Annotated in this window: 12 protein-coding genes; 8 read left to right on the top strand and 4 right to left on the bottom strand. The window is 60.0% G+C overall.

Features of this window, described 5'->3' with window-relative positions; genetic code table 11:
- Window positions 1-29: 29 nt before the first annotated feature.
- A complete protein-coding gene (gene sfsA / locus BN1130_RS07050; protein WP_042041093.1) occupies window positions 30-788 on the bottom strand; it encodes a DNA/RNA nuclease SfsA in 759 nt (252 codons plus the stop codon).
- On the bottom strand, window positions 778-1,311 hold the full coding sequence (thpR, locus tag BN1130_RS07045) for an RNA 2',3'-cyclic phosphodiesterase (protein WP_042041092.1): 534 nt from the start codon (window positions 1,309-1,311) through the stop codon (window positions 778-780). Before thpR ends, sfsA begins: the two co-directional genes overlap by 11 nt.
- A gap of 88 nt (window positions 1,312-1,399) precedes the next feature.
- Here thpR and hrpB point away from each other — a divergent pair, with 88 nt between their 5' ends.
- The 5 genes from hrpB to BN1130_RS07020 all read left to right on the top strand — a co-directional run bounded on the left by hrpB (window position 1,400) and on the right by BN1130_RS07020 (window position 10,270).
- Window positions 1,400-3,844 (top strand): ATP-dependent helicase HrpB, encoded by a 2,445-nt coding sequence (gene hrpB / locus BN1130_RS07040; protein WP_042041091.1) that lies wholly within the window; start codon window positions 1,400-1,402, stop codon window positions 3,842-3,844.
- A gap of 119 nt (window positions 3,845-3,963) precedes the next feature.
- Window positions 3,964-6,279 (top strand): penicillin-binding protein 1B, encoded by a 2,316-nt coding sequence (gene mrcB / locus BN1130_RS07035; RefSeq protein WP_042041089.1) that lies wholly within the window; start codon window positions 3,964-3,966, stop codon window positions 6,277-6,279.
- A 44-nt stretch (window positions 6,280-6,323) separates the two neighbouring features.
- The gene (gloA2, locus tag BN1130_RS07030) at window positions 6,324-6,722 is read left to right on the top strand and encodes an SMU1112c/YaeR family gloxylase I-like metalloprotein (RefSeq protein WP_042041088.1); all 399 of its coding nucleotides are present in this window, start codon (window positions 6,324-6,326) and stop codon (window positions 6,720-6,722) included.
- A 119-nt stretch (window positions 6,723-6,841) separates the two neighbouring features.
- On the top strand, window positions 6,842-7,480 hold the full coding sequence (locus BN1130_RS07025; protein WP_232301950.1) for an START domain-containing protein: 639 nt from the start codon (window positions 6,842-6,844) through the stop codon (window positions 7,478-7,480).
- A 375-nt stretch (window positions 7,481-7,855) separates the two neighbouring features.
- The gene (locus BN1130_RS07020) at window positions 7,856-10,270 is read left to right on the top strand and encodes a hypothetical protein (protein WP_052448204.1); all 2,415 of its coding nucleotides are present in this window, start codon (window positions 7,856-7,858) and stop codon (window positions 10,268-10,270) included.
- A 290-nt stretch (window positions 10,271-10,560) separates the two neighbouring features.
- Here the strand turns inward: BN1130_RS07020 and BN1130_RS07015 are convergent, their stop codons facing one another.
- Together BN1130_RS07015 and hemL are read right to left on the bottom strand one after the other, a co-directional pair.
- Complete coding sequence (locus BN1130_RS07015; RefSeq protein ID WP_042041171.1) at window positions 10,561-11,376, bottom strand: hypothetical protein; 816 nt, start codon at window positions 11,374-11,376, stop codon at window positions 10,561-10,563.
- 258 nt (window positions 11,377-11,634) lie between these two features.
- Complete coding sequence (gene hemL / locus BN1130_RS07010; RefSeq protein WP_042041086.1) at window positions 11,635-12,924, bottom strand: glutamate-1-semialdehyde 2,1-aminomutase; 1,290 nt, start codon at window positions 12,922-12,924, stop codon at window positions 11,635-11,637.
- Window positions 12,925-13,133: 209 nt separating this feature from the next.
- Here hemL and clcA point away from each other — a divergent pair, with 209 nt between their 5' ends.
- From clcA to erpA, 3 genes are all read left to right on the top strand, one after another.
- Window positions 13,134-14,528 (top strand): H(+)/Cl(-) exchange transporter ClcA, encoded by a 1,395-nt coding sequence (clcA, locus tag BN1130_RS07005; protein WP_042041085.1) that lies wholly within the window; start codon window positions 13,134-13,136, stop codon window positions 14,526-14,528.
- A 52-nt stretch (window positions 14,529-14,580) separates the two neighbouring features.
- The gene (locus BN1130_RS07000; protein ID WP_042041084.1) at window positions 14,581-15,282 is read left to right on the top strand and encodes a DUF6776 family protein; all 702 of its coding nucleotides are present in this window, start codon (window positions 14,581-14,583) and stop codon (window positions 15,280-15,282) included.
- 76 nt (window positions 15,283-15,358) lie between these two features.
- Window positions 15,359-15,709 carry an iron-sulfur cluster insertion protein ErpA gene (gene erpA / locus BN1130_RS06995; protein WP_042041083.1) on the top strand — a complete coding sequence of 117 codons (351 nt, stop codon included), beginning with the start codon at window positions 15,359-15,361 and terminating at the stop codon, window positions 15,707-15,709.
- Window positions 15,710-16,249: the final 540 nt, after the last annotated feature.

The raw sequence follows: 16,249 nt of genomic DNA, 5'->3' as shown, positions 1-16,249 counted from the left end.
GGCTAGGCAAACAAGCAGTGCCAAATATGTTATCCAATCCCACTTTTATCAGCCGCAGTCGGGTCGCATGAGCAGGATTCAAACGGGATGAATCCTTGTGGCTCCATGCGCTGCACCCCAAGATGGGGGCGATAGCATAATATTTCAACCCCTGCCAGCTGTGCCTGTTCAATAAGCTGACTATAGTGCGGATCTATGTGGGCTGCTGCTGCAACGCTGGCAATACCGGAGTGCAACACCATAAATAGCAGCACTGCCCTATGTCCTGCCGCCCTCATGGCGATTAATTCACGCAAATGCTTGGCGCCGCGCGCCGTGACCGCATCGGGAAAATACCCCATGCCAGCACCCGCTCGCTCATCGAGCAGGGTGACCGATTTTACCTCGACGTAACAATCTGCCTTGGCGGCATCTTGCAGCAAGAAATCGATCCGGCTGTTCTCTTCGCCATATTTCACCTCGGGTCTGAGGGTGTCATAGCCCGAGAGGGGAGAAATGGCGCCCCCTTCGATCAGCTCCCGCGCTATCTGGTTAGCCCGCGCCGTGTTGACGCAGATGAAGTGACCCGCCGGACTCTGGGCGATTTCCCAGCTGTGGGGGAGCTTGCGTTTGGGGTTGTCCGAGGTGGAGTACCAGACCCGGGTGCCGGGATCGGCGCAGCCGGTCATGGCGCCGGTATTGGCGCAGTGGATGGTGAGTTCGCTGCCATCATCGAGCTGGATGTCGGTGAGAAAGCGCTTGTAGCGGCGCAGCAGCAGGCCCGATTGCAGGGGCGGATTAAATTCCATCAGTGGTTTTCACTCTCGGTGTCAGGGGCCAGCAGGCCAGGGGTTGGTAGCTAACCCCTTGCTCAGTGCTGACCGATTGATAGAGGCAGAACCTTGTGGCCTGCAAGAGGAAGGCGGGGGCCGGGGTGGCGGCAGGTGCCTCGCTCGCCTTGCGCGACAGCGTGATATGGGGGGTATACCCCTGTTCACCATTACCCAGACCGATACGTTCACCATGGCGACGCAGCGCCCGTGCCAGCACGGTCAGTTCGTTGGGCCAGGCGTCAGGGCCGACCCAGGCGGCCTTGGCGCGCCCGAACCAGCCGGTACGATCCAGGGTGATGCTCAGTGGCGGGCAGTGTTGACGTTCGGCCATGGCCAGCAAGTGGGCGCATTGCTGCTCATCGGCCTCGCCGAGGAAGGCCAGGGTCAGGTGCAGATTGGCCTGTGGCACGGCCTGGCCGGGCCAGGGACGCCCGTCACGCCAGGTGATGAGCCGGGGTGCCAGTTCATCCAGGGGCAGGGCAAAGAAGAGTCGGGACATGCATTTGGGTTTCACGCTGATGCCAGGGCCCCATTCTATGGCAGAATAGGCGGCGTTTTTAAGCCAGTTACAGAAGGTTTTCGTCGCTTTGTCTCAACTCCCCATCGTTTCAGTGTTGCCCGCGCTCTTTGCCGCCCTTGGCGAGCACAACAGCGTGATACTGCAGGCCCCTCCCGGTGCGGGCAAGTCGACCCTGTTGCCACTGGAGCTGGTGCGCCAGGATCGGCTGTCCGGGCGCATCATCATGCTCGAACCCAGGCGCCTGGCTGCGCGCAACATCGCCAGTTTCCTCGCCGCCCAGCTCGGCGAGCAGGTCGGTGAGCGTATCGGCCTGCGGGTGCGGGGAGAGAGCCGGGTCAGCAAGCAGACCCGGCTGGAGATAGTGACCGAGGGGGTATTGACGCGCATGTTGCAGCAGGATCCCGAGCTGACGGGGATCTCGCTGGTCATCTTCGATGAGTTCCACGAGCGCAGTCTGCATGCCGACACCGCCCTGGCGTTTGCCATCGAGAGTCAGCAGGGGCTCAGGGAGGATCTCAAGCTGCTGGTGATGTCGGCCACTCTGGACGGGTTGGCACTGGAGACCCTGCTGCCGGATGCCCCTGTCATTCGCTCTGAGGGACGGGGTTTTCCCATCGAGTATCACTACCGACCCATCAGCCGTCAGCAGTGGCTGGAACCCCAGGTTGGCACCGTGGTGCTGGAAGCCCTGGCGACCCATCCGGGCAGCGCCCTGGTGTTCCTGCCGGGACAGGGGGAGATAGAGCGACTGGCGCTCTGGCTCGCCGAGAGGGTGCCAGATGGAGTGCGTCTTGCCCCCCTCTATGGTCGGCTCGATATGGCGCAGCAGCAGGCGGCGATTGCCCCGGCCCCGGCCGGTCAGCGCAAGCTGGTGCTCACCACCAATGTGGCCGAGACCTCCCTGACCATAGAGGGTATCCAGATGGTCATCGACAGCGGACTGGAGCGGCGCGCCTCCTTCGACCTGAGAAGTGGCGTCACCCGCCTCGAGACCCGGCAGATAGCCAAGGCATCGGCCACCCAGCGGGCGGGCCGGGCCGGCCGGCTCGGTCCCGGGATCTGCTACCGACTGTGGAGCAGCGAAGGGCAGGAGCGTCTCCCCGAGCAGAGCCCCCCGGACATCTTGACCCAGGAGCTGACCGGTTTGCTGCTGGATGCGGCCCAGTGGGGAGCCAGGGTCGAAGCCCTGCCGCTGCTGGATGTGCCGCCGCCTTCGGCACTGGCGGCAGCCCAGCGGTTGCTGGAGACCCTGGGCGCACTCAAACCGGGTGAGCAACAGCTCACCCCGGCAGGGCGCGCCATGGCCGCCCTGGGCTGCCATCCTCGTCTGGCTCGGATGCTGCTCGCCGCCAAGGCACTGGCGGCGGATGGTCTGTCAGGGATTGTCGCCGATGCGGTATATCTGGTAGCGCTGCTGGAGGAAGATCTGCGAGGATCCGAACGCCTGTCCGTACTGTTCGCGCGCCGCCAGGGGGGACTGAGATCCCAGGCCGAGCGCTGGTTCAAGCGACTGGAGCTGCGGCCCGCCAGCGCCCAGGGCCAATGGCTGGGTCTGCTCTGCGCCCTGGCCTGGCCGGATCGCATCGGTAAATTGCGATCCGGCAGTCGCTATCAATTAAGTGGTGGCCTGAGCTGCGATCTGGTCGAGGGACACTCCTGCCAGGGGCAAGCGGCGCTCGTTGCCGTCGAGCTGGGTCAGAACGAGCGGGGCAGTCGTATTTTCATTGCCGAGCCGGTCAATCTGGATGAGCTGGCGCGCCAACTGCCCGAGCTGGTCTCGACCCGGGACTGGTTCGACTGGGATGAGCGTGAGGAGCGGGTGCGAGCCGAACGGCAACAGGTGATCGGGGAGCTGGTACTCGGCCAGCGACCGCTGACCGAGCTGTCCGATGAGCAGAAGGGGCGCTGCCTGCTGCAGGGGATCCGGCGCAAGGGGCTGCATGTATTGCCCTGGAATGAGGCGAGTGAAGGCCTGCTGGCCCGGCTGCGCTGCGCCGCCGACTGGTTGCCCGAAGCGGGTTGGCCCGCGATGGACGAGGCCAGTTTGCTGGCCGGGCTGGAGCTGTGGTTGCTGCCAGCCCTCAATGGTATGACGCGGCTTGAGCAACTCAAGAAATTGGATTTGAACGATATTTTACGTCAGGCTCTGCCCTGGCCCCTGCCCAAGCGATTGGATGATGCGCTACCCAGCCACTTCACCGCCCCGACCGGCAGCCGGGTGCGCATTCGCTATGAGCCGGGTCAGGCGCCCGTCATACCGGTGCGGATCCAGGAGATGTTTGGCCAGGCCAGCACGCCCCGGGTCGCCGAGGGGCGGGTGGCCCTGGTGGTGGAACTGCTCTCCCCGGCGCGTCGCCCGCTGCAGATCACCGCCGATCTGGCGGCGTTCTGGGTGGGTTCCTATGGGGAGGTGAAGAAAGAGATGAAGGGCCGTTACCCGCGCCATTACTGGCCGGATAACCCGCTGGAGGCGATGCCGACCAGCGTCACCAAGAAGCGAATGCAGCAGTAGCCCCTCCGATGAGAGAGGAGGCTGGTAACATAATCTCAACGGGGCCCGCCCAGCGGGCCTGTGACAGACAGGCGCCATACCCCGGATGTGAGGGCTGGTGATAAGAAGAATGAGGATTCATGGCAACCCAAAAACGCAAGCGTAGCCCGAAGAAGGCTGCGCCCAAAAGCACCCTGTGGCGCACCCTGTTCTGGCTGGGAGTCAAACTCTCGCTGGTGGCCGCCGCCTTCCTGGTGGTGTTTGGCATCTATCTGGACACCAAGGTGCGCGATCGCTTCGATGGCGAGAAGTGGCAACTGCCGGTCATGGTCTATAGCCGTCCCCTGGAGCTCTACCCGGGGCAGCGACTCTCCCGTGATCAGATGATGCGCGAGCTCAAGATGTTGAGCTACAAGCCGGTGCGCCAACCTCACTCCCCTGGTGAATATCGGGTGGATGGCAGCAGCATAGAGCTGGTGCGTCGTCCGTTTGACTTCTATGACGGTGCCGACAAGGCCCGGGCCATGCGGCTCACCTTCAACGGACCGCGCCTGGACAAGATCCAGTCCATGGAGAATCAGCGCCAGCTAGGTTATGCCCAGATGGACCCCGTATTGCTGGACAGACTCAATCCCGAGGGGCGCGAGGATCGCCTGCTGGTGCGGATTGCCGAGGTGCCGGACAGCCTGCTGGTGACGCTGCTGACCACAGAGGATCGCGACTTCTATCAGCACGGCGGCGTCAGCCCGGTGGCCATCATGCGCGCCATGGCGGCGAACGTGCTGGCCGGGCGCACTGTGCAGGGGGGCAGTACCCTCACCCAGCAGCTCGCCAAGAACTTCTTCCTGACCCGGGAGCGCAGCCTGTGGCGTAAGTTGCAAGAGGCTTACATGGCGGTGCTCATCGACTATCGCTACAGCAAGGATGAGATCCTGGAGGCCTATCTCAACGAGGTCTATCTCGGTCAGAACTTCTCGCAAGGGGTCTATGGCTTCGGGCTCGCCTCCTATTTCTACTTTGGCGTGCCGGTCAACGAGCTGGAGATAGATCAGGTTGCCCTGCTGGTCGGTCTGGTGAAAGGGCCCTCCTATTATGATCCCTGGCGTTACCCGGAGCGGGCCAAGACGCGCCGGGATCTGGTGCTCAAGCTGCTCAGCGAGCACGGCAGCCTGACCCAGGCGGAATTCGAGCTGGCCAGTAAGCAGCCGCTCGGCATCATCACCCGGGGCAAGATGAGTTATGGCCGTACCCCGGCCTTCATGAATCTGCTCAAGCGCGAGGTGCAGACCCGCTTTGGTGCCGATTTGCTCAGCCAGTCCGGTCTCAAGATCTTCACCAGCCTGGATCCTATCGCCCAGCACGCCGCCGAGCAGTCGGTGGAGTCTGGTCTGACCCAGATAGAGAAGCAGCGTGGCAAGAAGCGGCTGGAGGCCGCCATGGTGGTTTCCGACTGGCACAAGGGCGAAGTGGTTGCCCTGGTGGGCGGGCGGGATCCCCGTTTTGCCGGCTTCAACCGGGCGATCGATGCCCGTCGCCAGATAGGATCCCTGGTCAAGCCAGCGGTCTACCTCACCGGTCTCTCCAATGGCCTGACCCTGGGTACGCCGCTCAAGGATCAGCCTATCCGCATTCGTGGCCAGGATGGCCAACTGTGGACGCCGCAAAACTATGACCGCAAATTCCGCCAGAGCGTGCCGCTGATGGAGGCGCTGGCCCACTCCCTCAACGTCCCGACCGTCAATCTGGGGTTGCAGGTGGGGCTGGACAAGGTGGTCGACACCTTGCACAAGCTTGGCGTCGAGCAGGAGATCCAGCCCTATCCCTCCCTGGTGCTGGGGGCGGTGGCACTCTCCCCTCTGGAGGTGAACCAGATGTATCTGCCGATCGCCAACCAGGGCATGACCCAGCCGCTATCGGCTATCCGGGCCGTGGTCGGGGGCGATGGCAAACTGATCTATCAGCATGGCCAGAGCGCCAAACGGGTTGCGGATCAGGATGCCAGCTGGCTGACGCTGTTCGCCATGACCAAGACGGTCAGCGAGGGTACGGCGCGCTCCCTGAGCGCGCGTTTCCCGGGTATCGTCATGGCGGGCAAGACGGGGACCACCAACGAGCTGCGCGACTCCTGGTTTGCCGGCATGGACAACAGTGAACTGGTCAGCATCTGGGTCGGTCGCGATGACAACACCTCGGCTGGCCTGACCGGTTCGAGCGGCGCACTCCAGCTGTTCAGCGGTTATCTGAACCAGCGTGGTGTCAACAGCCTGACCCTCAACATGCCCAAAGGGGTGAGCTGGGCCAGCTTCGCACGTACCAGCGGCACCCGGGTATCTGCCAACTGTCCCGGCAGCTTGCAGGTGCCAGCTAAAACGGCTGGCCTGCCTCCCCCCGCCAGCTGTGGCGGCGGCAACCCGGCCAATGCCCTGGATCAGTGGTTCAGCGGTTTCTTCAACTAACCTGTGATGGGCTGCAATGGCAGCCCATTTTTTTCGGAGTGCTCATGACATCTGCCCTGCTTGGCGGTATCCATCATCTGGCCATCATCGCCAGCGACTATCAGGTTTCCCGGCGTTTCTATCATGAGATCCTGGGGCTGCCCATCATCGCGGAGACCCTGCGGGAGGCGCGCCAATCCTGGAAGCTGGATCTGGCATTGCCGGACGGCAGCCAGATTGAGCTGTTCAGTTTCCCGGCGCCGCCAGCCAGACCGAACCGCCCCGAGGCATGCGGCCTGCGCCACCTGGCGTTCAGGGTGGCGGCGCTCGATCCCGTCATCGCCCATCTGGAGCTGCACGGGGTGGCCGTGGAGCCGGTGCGGGTGGACGAGCTGACCGGCAGTCGCTTCACCTTCTTCGCAGACCCCGATGGCCTGCCCCTCGAACTGGTTGAACCGGGCTGACAATGCAATGAGCCTTGAGCCAATGCTTGGGGCGAATGGGCGAGGGACCCCCACACTGGAGTAACAACAGTGCCGTAGCTCGGGAGGAGCGGATGATGAGATGGACATCAAGAGATGGAGTGGGTGCCTTGTTGCTGCTTCTGCTGAGCGGCGCTGCCTGCGCCGAGCCTGACTGGGCGCTACAGCGGGAGCAGGGGGGCGTCACGCTCTGGAGCCGCCCCAATCCACCGGGCCCCTTCCAGGCATTCAAGCTGGACATGCAGGTTCAAGCCAGACCCGTGGCGTTGCTGGCGGTGCTACGTGACACGGCGCGTCACACACTCTGGTTGCCGGGCAGTCGCGAGGTGCGGCTGCTTGCTCGCCCCAGTCCGGAGGAGGATCTGGTCTACACCCGATTGGCGGCGCCCTGGCCTGCCGAGGACAGAGAGCTCATCACCCGTTCCCGACTGAGCTGGTTGTCCGGGTGCGGCTTCACCCTGCGGGTATGGGCCGAACCCGATGCTCTGCCGCCGAACAAGGGGCTGATGCGGATCCGCGCCAGCCATGGGGTGTGGCGGGCCGAATCGCTCAAGCAGGGAGAGAGTCGAATTAGCCTCGAAACTTACACCCATCCCGGTGGCAATTTGCCGGGCTGGGTGGTCAACCGGGTTGCCGCCCAGGCCGCCTTTGACAGTTTCACGGCGATCAAGGGGCTCATGGAGCGGTCCAAAAAGTCACAGATGAATGCAATTGAAGCTTATTGTGCTGACTATCAATGATGATGTGGTTTTTATCACTTAATTCGTTTGAATATAAAAAGCTAACCACTGATGCAATAATATTGCATCCATGTTAATAAATTGAATCCTAAGTCATTTATTCAGAATAAGACTCAAAGAGATTAGCGAGCTGACTCACCCTCCTGCGATTCTGACCTAGAGTGCTTACCATGCTCGGGCAAGTCCCGGCATGGAGGAGTCTTGGTTGTACCGCTATGGTCAGTCACCTCTCCTCCTTGGCCTGATGCAAGTCGGGTCGCAAGGCGGCCAGTGAAGATCGCCTGTCATAACGTTGTTTCCCCGATCACGGTCGGGGGGGCCTATTGTCTATGTACTCTCCTGCGCTTGGTACAGACAGTCGTCAAGGACCTAGTTATGAAGGGTTTAACCCAATCGTTCACCCTACTGCGGACCACCTGTGCCGCAGCCCTGCTGATGTGCTATCCCGTCACTGCCAATATCTGGACCAACAGTGATGCCGAGGTGACAGCCGCAGGGGTTAATCTCAATAAACAGGTGTGTATGGCCGATGCCTATATCAAGGCAGGTGGAAAGGGATTGTCCAATGCGTTGGGCGAATCTCTCAACTGTACGGCAAACGATGTGGTTATCACGCAGGTGGTGCCTGTCAATCCTGCTCAGGAATGTACCCTGGGTGAGGTGTTTACCTTCAATGCGAATGTGACTGTCAGTGCCAATGCCTCCGAGCGTTGGGACACCACCTTCTATCTGCCGCTCAATAACACTAGCCCGCAGTTGGTGCAGGGGGCCGGTGCACAGAATTGCAGTCTGGTTATCCCTAAACCCGGTGAAGAGGGAGCGTCCCAGCTCGATGGCGACCAGTGTGGCGACATCAAGAAGGCGGGGCTGGTCAATGGTAAATATGTCCTGCAAAACGAGCCGATCACTATGCAGTGCGCGGATGCGGATGGTGATAACCGAGCCGACTTCAGTTACTGCGCGGCCTGGGACAACATCTCCCGCAATAACTGTACCTTGGCGGCGGATCCTGTGGTGGGCCAGGTGCCCAACAACAAATCCAAGTGTAATTGTGACTCCTTCAACATAGCGGTCTTCATCAAACCCAAGCCTCCTACCCTCAGCAAGACACTGCTAGGGTCGGATCAGGGGAGTGAGCCGGAAGGCACCTTCAAATACGAGCTGACCATGACCAAGGACTCGGGGCCGGCGGATTTGGTGGTGACTAGCCTGCATGACATCGTGCGCTCCAGCACGGACGCAGCGATTTTTGCCGACTTCAATCTGAGCAGTACCACGGATGTCACTGTCGATACTCTGACCCTGCTGGGCACCGATGCAGACAACACCTGTGACGATCTGGCGCTACCTCGAACCCTGACCACGGCCTCACCCAGTTTATCCTGTGTGCTGGTCATGAAGGTGGCAGATGAAGATTTGCCAGACGATGGCTCACCCGAGCTCTACCAGGACTTTATCCGTGCCAATACTCAGGATATCCAGGGTACGCCCATAGGTAACAGTCTGTGTGATATGACGGATGCTGACCCGAGCAATGACAGCGGTAACTGCTCCGGTGTCGTCACTGTCAAGATGCTCAACGTAGACCCGGTCTTGAAGATCACCAAGGTCCCGATGTCGGGTCCAGGTCTGCATAAAGTAGGAGGGGCCTGGTTCATTGATGAATCGGGGAATGTGACCTATGAGGTCGTCATCACCAACAACAGCCCGGTCGATGCCGTCTTGTTGAGTTCGCTAGTAGACACTGCCATTGCGGACCTGCTGTCTGACAACTCGGGCAACCCTGCCTGTAGCGATGGGAGCGGCAAGACCCTTGCAAAAGGGGATAGCTTCACTTGCCAATACGTCACCAATGTCTCGATTGGACAGGGGGATACCTATGCCAACACTGTGACGGTGGCAGGCAAGGATAACGAGGAGCGGCCGGCTGGAGACAGCGCCATGGCGGCGATCACTCTGGCAACACCATCCATCGTGCTGGTCAAAGAGGTGGCGGCTGTCACAGGCAATGATCTCAATGCGGTGGCGGGATTTGCAGAGGAGGCCAATGTCAACGAACCCGGTGCCAAGGTGGTTTATCGCTTCACCATTACCAACACCAATAACGTGACTCAGGAGGCGCTGACGCTCAGCGACTTCAGCGATGACGTGCTCTTTGCCAGTGCTCGCGCCAGTAAATCGGCGACCCAGCGCAGTGACGAGTGCGACTTCACGACTGTGGTGGCATATGGTGCACCCTACTCATGTACCCTGGTGGCGGATGTCACCGGCAATGCCACGGGTGAGGCAACCTTGATCAATACGGCGCAAGTCAAGGCCAAGGCCCCCAATGACAAGGAGGTAGCTTCCAACGAGGATATGGCCACGGTCAACTTCCTCAACGTGCCGCCAGCCATGGCAGCCAACTTTGCCCTGAAGGCCACAGTCTTCATCAAGGTGAAAAATACTACCTTCGAAGACATTCACCTGACCTCCCTCAAACTGCTGGGAATGACGGTGGAGGATGGTACCCTCATCGGGGCGACCGGCTTCCTCATCAGAAATGCTGGTGGAGAGTTTGGAGTCTTCGTTCCGGGGGCTTGCCCGGAACCTGCCTATAGCCTGACTCTGGCGCCGGATGCTGAGTTTAGCTGCGCGTTCAGCGTCGAATTCGCACCGATCTATACCCCTGAGCAGTTCAATGCCTTTACGGCTGACATCACCAGTGGTGATGCGGTGATCATTGAATTTGCCGATGAGGAGGGCAGTACCGTCAGTGCGGATGCGACAGTCCAGATCACCACAGAGTGATCTGTTGCTAGCCCATTCATATCCTTTGCCTCGGCTCATGCCGGGGCTTTTTCTGTGCAACAGGATCCCCACCCTGCTATTTATTCTGTCGCCTGGGGCTGTGATAAAAAGCGAGTCGGCATAGACCGACTCGCTTTGGGTTTAGCGCTCATCGGTGACATTGGTCGTCGCGAAATGACCAGGGCTAAGCCGATGAGACGAGGGACGGGCCCCCGACAACAAGTAATAGCAGAGCCGTTCGGATTCTTCTCTGCATTATGTTCCCCAAGGAAGGATGAGTGGCCTCTCTGCTAGGGGTCGTGGCGGCGCGCGTCATGGCGTTGGACAAAGCGCCTGCCGTCAGAGGTTTCATGGGGGGGAGAGGGACGCTGGCTGGCCTGAACCAGGGCCGCTTCGGCGCGAGCACCGAGAAAGACATATAAGCCAAGGCCCACCAGTAGCCCCACCGCGCAGACCATCACGCCCACCGCGGGCCAGAGCAGTTCGGTCTGGCCGAGGGATCCCTTGAACAGCAGCAATAGTCCCTCGATGGAGACGGCGATCAAGATGGCGGCAATGAAGCGGGTGATGGTGCGGCGAATGGCGCTGTGGCGAAAGATGTCCTTATGGAGCAGCACCTCCTCCTCCAAGATGGTTTTACCCAGATCGAATACCGCCAATGCCAGGGTCAGGAAGATGATGGCGCTGAAGGCCCCAAGCCGGTTGCTGCTCTCGCCGCAGGCGAGCAGGTAGAGCTCATGCAATCCATGCCAGATCAGGCTGGCAACGATGAGAAACAGCGCCAGGCTGAGCAGTACATAGACCCCCTTGAACCATGGCGTGAGTTTGCGGCGCTGTTTGTCCCCCATCAACCAGGCGATCAGCTCCTGCAGGCTAAGGGTGATGAGGATGCCTTCCCCCTGTACGTGCAGGTGCAACTCCCCCTGTGCGGTGGGGTAGGGAGGGAAAATGGCAATGGGGCCGCTCTGCGGCCGGGTGCTCAGCACGAAGGGGTAGCGTGCCAACGCCTTGTCCGAATGCTGGATCAAGCCCAGCAACAGCAGGCGCAGCTCGGGCTCGTACTCCTGATAGCGGCGGATGAGATCGATAGGGCTCATGTTAGCCATGGGGACCTCCAGGGTGATGCCGAATGGATGGCGCATATTGCCAGCTAGTCTTGCAAGTTATGGGCCCAGACTGACGGGTAGAAATGACCCCCTGGTGGCAGTTTGATGATGAAATCGTGAGGCAACTTGGGGAAAGGGGCGGCTTTGGCACCAGATTGGTGCAAAGAGGGCAGGCGCAGGGCCGGGGATGTGCTGCTTGGGTCTTGGGCCATCAAAGAGAAAGGGGCCCGGTGGGCCCCTTGCATCATGTGGCCGGATTTATGCCTGCGCCAGCTTGGCGAAGCTGCGATCCGCCGCCGCCAACGTGTGTGCTATCTCCTGCTCACCGTGAGCCATGGAGAGGAAGCCAGCCTCATAGGCGCTGGGCGCCAGATAGACGCCCTCATCCAGCATGAGGTGATAGAAGCGCTTGAAGCGTGCCATGTCGCAGCGGGTCACCTGTTCAAAACGGCTGATCTCGGTCTCTTCGGTGAAGAAGAAACCGAACATGCCGCCGACATAGGTGATGGCGAGGGGGATACCGTGTTTGGCCGCTGCGGCTTTGAGGCCCTCGGCGACGGCGGCTGTCTTCTCTGCCAGCTGCTGATGCAGGCCAGGGGCTTGCAGCAGATCCAGTATGGCGAGACCGGCGGCCATGGCAACCGGGTTGCCAGACAGGGTGCCAGCCTGGTAGACAGGGCCGGTCGGCGCTATGTGCTGCATCACCTTCTTCTTGCCACCGAAGGCGCCCACCGGCATACCGGCACCGATGATCTTGCCAAGGGTGGTCAGGTCCGGATCTATGCCGTAGTGGGCCTGGGCACCGCCGAGGGCGACACGGAACCCTGTCATCACCTCATCGAGGATCAGCAAGGCGCCAAACTCGTCGCAGATGGCGCGCAGCCCCTGCAGGAAACCGGGCAGGGGCGGAATGCAGTTCATGTTGCCCGCCACTGGCTCCACGATGATGCAGGCAATCTCGCTGCCGTACTGGTTGAAGGCTTCGCGAACCGAGTCCAGATCGTTGAACACGCAGGTGAGGGTGTGCTTGGCGAAATCCGCAGGGACGCCCGGGCTGTTGGGTTGGCCCAGGGTGAGGGCGCCGGAACCGGCCTTGACCAGCAGAGAGTCGGCGTGCCCGTGGTAGCAACCTTCAAACTTCACAATCTTGTCGCGGCCGGTATAGCCACGGGCCAGACGGATGGCGCTCATGGTCGCTTCGGTGCCGGAGTTGACCATGCGCACCTGCTCCATGGAGGGCACCAGCTCGCGTACCTTCTGGGCCATCAGCACTTCAATCTCGGTGGGCGCGCCGTAGCTGAGACCCTTCTCGACGGCCTTGATGACCGCAGCCTTGATGGTCGGATGATTGTGGCCGAGCAGCATGGGGCCCCAGGAACCTATGTAGTCGACATAGGATTGACCATCCACGTCATAGAGATAGGCACCGTCGGCGCGTTCGATAAAACGGGGGGTGCCGCCTACGCCGTTGAAGGCGCGCACCGGTGAATTGACGCCGCCCGGGATGGTTTGGCAGGCCTGTTCAAACAGCTGATCTGATTTTGACATGGATCATCCTTAATGGGATTTTGACCGTCACTGAGGGGGGAGAGGCGGATCCAGACTCGGCAGTCTGCCCCTGGCAAGGTATGCTCATGACTCTCGTACCCGGCGCACTTGGCGGCCCAGTGACATTTAAACGGGCCGACTATAGCAGAAAGCCCCATTGGTGGGCAGCAGCCCCGGGTTTCATCTAACGGCTGACGATGGTTTCTCTCATGGCACAAGACACTCATTCTGCGGCGGGTTCGGCAGGGGCATCCTCCCATAGCTGGATGGTGCGACGACTCATTCAACAAGACAAGATGCCGCTCTGGGTACTCTTGCTGGCGGCCGTGGTCGGCATATTGGCCGGATTGGTGTGTGGCCTGTTCGAAAGCGGTGTGAATTGGGTGGTCATGCAGCGCGGCACCTTTCTGGCCGATCGCCCCTGGTGGCAACTGTTGTTCATGGGGTTTGGCATCAGTGCGCTGCTTGGCATGGTGGGTTACTTCCTGACCCATGCCTTCGCCCCCGAAGCGGGCGGATCCGGCATTCCCGAGATAGAGGGGGCCATGGACGATCTGCGCCCTGTGCGCTGGTGGCGAGTGCTGCCGGTCAAGTTCTTCGGCGGTATCTGTACCCTGAGTTCCGGCATGGTGCTTGGCCGCGAAGGCCCCTCGGTGCAGATCGGGGGAAACCTCGGCAAGATGGTGGCCGACATCTTCCGCCTCCCCAAGGAGCATGGTCACGCCTTGCTGGCCGCAGGTGCCGCAGGTGGACTGGCGGCCGCCTTCAATGCGCCGCTGGCCGGCATACTCTTCGTGATGGAAGAGATGCGCCCCCAGTTTCGCTACTCCTTTCTTGCCATCAAGGCGGTCAGCATCTCGGCCGTGATGGCGACCCTGACCCTGCAGAACATGAAGGGGCAGCACCCTGTCATCGCCCTGCCGCACTATGATGCGCCGGATCTGAAGGCACTCTGGTTGTTTCTCTTCATGGGGGCGGCGTTTGGGGTGTTGGGTTTCGTGTTCAACAAGCTGGTACTGGCCTGCCAGGATGGCTATCTGGCCCTGCATCAAAACAAGCGCCATCGTTTCGTGGCGATCGGCATGCTGGTAGCGGGTACCTTCGGGGTGCTGGCGATTTTCGTGCCATCGGTCACGGGGGGCGGCACAGAGCTTATCCCTCATCTGCTGTCAGGGGACTATGCCATGGCCACCCTGTTTCTCATCTTCTCGGTGCGATTGGTGACAACCCTGATCTGCTTCTGCTCAGGGGCTCCTGGGGGGGTGTTTGCACCGACCCTGGCTCTGGGGACTCTCTTTGGCCTGGTATTTGGCTATATCTTCCACGCCGCCTTCCCCGAGCTAGGCATAGAACCAGGGGCCTTCGCCATCGCTGGCATGGGGGCACTATTCGCCGCGACGGTGCGAGCCCCCGTGACGGGGATAGTGTTGGTTACCGAGATGACCGACAACTATCAGCTCATCCTGCCGATGATGATCACCACCATAGGGGCGACGATAGTGGCTCAGTGGTTGGGCGGCCGCCCCATCTATTCACAAATTCTGGAGCGGACCTTGCGTCTGGCGGCACGACAACGCCGTGGTGAAAACAGTGCGGCGGCCTGAATATCTCTATATATAGTCAGAACATGAATCAACTGGGCGAGGTGGTGCGCGCATGAAACAGAAATGGATACTGCTCGCCGTCTTGGCTCTGGGAGCGCTGGCGGGATACGTTGTTGGCAATCGTCAGGAGCTGGCTCAGGGCAGCTTGCTCGAGGTACAGCAACAGACCCTGGCACGTCAGGCCGAGGCCATTGGCAAACTCGAATCTGAACTTGGGGTCAAGCAGACCCAGATTGCCACTCAGCAAGCGGCTTTTGAACAGTTGCAGCAACAGCTCAAGTCCCAGGAGGCACAATCTCAGGAGTTGAAACGCCAGCTCGCCTTCTTTGAGCGGATCATGCGCCCTGAAGGGGAGCAGAGTGGTGTGGTCATCGACAATCTTACGGTACAGGGGAGCAGCGTTCCAAACCGTTATCACTATCGACTGGCGCTGACTCAGCCAGCCAAACAGCGCGAGTTGTTTCGCGGCCAGGTACAGATCCGGGTTGAAGGAAGCCAGAATGACAAACCGAAGATCCTGAACGGACGGGATCTGCAGATGAAGGCCGGCGCGGGCCGCTACTCCTTGCGCTACTTCCAGCTTCTGGAGGGAGATTGGCAACTGCCAGATGGGTTTGTGCCCGACCGGATCCGGGTCACCATCTCCAAAGAGGGGCGTCAGCCTGCACAGGAGCTGCTGGTTGAATGGAACGAGGTCCTGAAACCCATGTTGGCGCCTCCGACTGAGCTGGCGCCGTCCGCCACATCCGGGTAGCCTAGCTTGGTGAATACTTGAACTAAATGGTCGGGTATTAGATAATTTCGCAGTTCCAATGGTTGTGAGGTCAGTGATGAGTGCAGTAGCAGAGGCCCAGTTGCCAATCCAGATGACGGATGCGGCAGCAAACAAGGTGAAGACCCTGATCACCGAAGAAGAGAATCCCGAGCTCAAGCTGCGGGTGTATATCACGGGCGGTGGCTGCTCCGGTTTCCAGTATGGGTTTACCTTCGATGAGAAGATCAATGATGGCGATACCGTGGTTGAGAAGAGCGGTGTCACTATGGTGATCGATCCCATGAGCCTGCAATACCTGGTCGGCGGCAGCGTCGATTACAGCGAAGGTCTGGAAGGTTCTCGCTTCCTGGTGACCAACCCTAACGCCACCACCACTTGTGGTTGCGGCTCCAGTTTCTCTATATAAGCATTAAGCATGATGATAAGGGCCCTCAAGGGCCCTTTTCTATTGCGGCTCTTCAATAGAGGGAAACTTAAGGAGGAGTAAGAAGGAGTGGCGCTGTAGCGCTCTCTCGACAATGATGGTCACAGCCCCAACAATGATGCTCCATTGACACCCTGTGGCGTAAATGCAGACACTGGTAGGTGATGATTTAAACGATTTTAGGCTTTATCAAAAAAACATGTAAATTATGCTTGTCATCACAGACTTGCCCCCTATAATGCGACCCCATCAGCACGGCGCAGTGCGCGGCTGGTTCGGCTTGCAAAGCAATCCGGTGAGGGTTATAGTTTCAGACCCTGCTCTTTAACAATTTGAATCAAGCAATCTGTGTGGGCACTCACAGCATCGAGCATCAAAATTAATTTTTGATTTTCAATGTCTGGTGAAGTGACCAAAACGACTTGTTAGCAATAACAAGCCGAACAGTTTATTTCAGCAATTCATTGAGCCGCTGAACTACTTCGGTAGCGATGCAAACAAACTTAAATTGAAGAGTTTGAT

The sequence above is a fragment of the Aeromonas rivuli genome (genome assembly GCF_000820045.1).
In the GTDB taxonomy this organism is placed as follows: Bacteria; Pseudomonadota; Gammaproteobacteria; order Enterobacterales; family Aeromonadaceae; genus Aeromonas; species Aeromonas rivuli.
The sequence above is the reverse complement of the archived record's forward strand: the minus strand, read 5'-3'. Positions and strand labels throughout refer to the sequence as shown.

Bases quoted from the DNA above. Each gene is read 5' to 3' on its own strand.
- hemL (WP_042041086.1), bottom strand. From the start codon at position 12,924: ATGTCAAAATCAGATCAGCTGTTTGAACAGGCCTGCCAAACCATCCCG.
- mrcB (WP_042041089.1), top strand. From the start codon at position 3,964: ATGGCAACCCAAAAACGCAAGCGTAGCCCGAAGAAGGCTGCGCCCAAA.
- gloA2 (WP_042041088.1), top strand. From the start codon at position 6,324: ATGACATCTGCCCTGCTTGGCGGTATCCATCATCTGGCCATCATCGCC.
- erpA (WP_042041083.1), top strand. From the start codon at position 15,359: ATGAGTGCAGTAGCAGAGGCCCAGTTGCCAATCCAGATGACGGATGCG.
- BN1130_RS07020 (WP_052448204.1), top strand. From the start codon at position 7,856: ATGAAGGGTTTAACCCAATCGTTCACCCTACTGCGGACCACCTGTGCC.
- BN1130_RS07015 (WP_042041171.1), bottom strand. From the start codon at position 11,376: ATGGCTAACATGAGCCCTATCGATCTCATCCGCCGCTATCAGGAGTAC.
- BN1130_RS07000 (WP_042041084.1), top strand. From the start codon at position 14,581: ATGAAACAGAAATGGATACTGCTCGCCGTCTTGGCTCTGGGAGCGCTG.
- sfsA (WP_042041093.1), bottom strand. From the start codon at position 788: ATGGAATTTAATCCGCCCCTGCAATCGGGCCTGCTGCTGCGCCGCTAC.
- clcA (WP_042041085.1), top strand. From the start codon at position 13,134: ATGGCACAAGACACTCATTCTGCGGCGGGTTCGGCAGGGGCATCCTCC.
- thpR (WP_042041092.1), bottom strand. From the start codon at position 1,311: ATGTCCCGACTCTTCTTTGCCCTGCCCCTGGATGAACTGGCACCCCGG.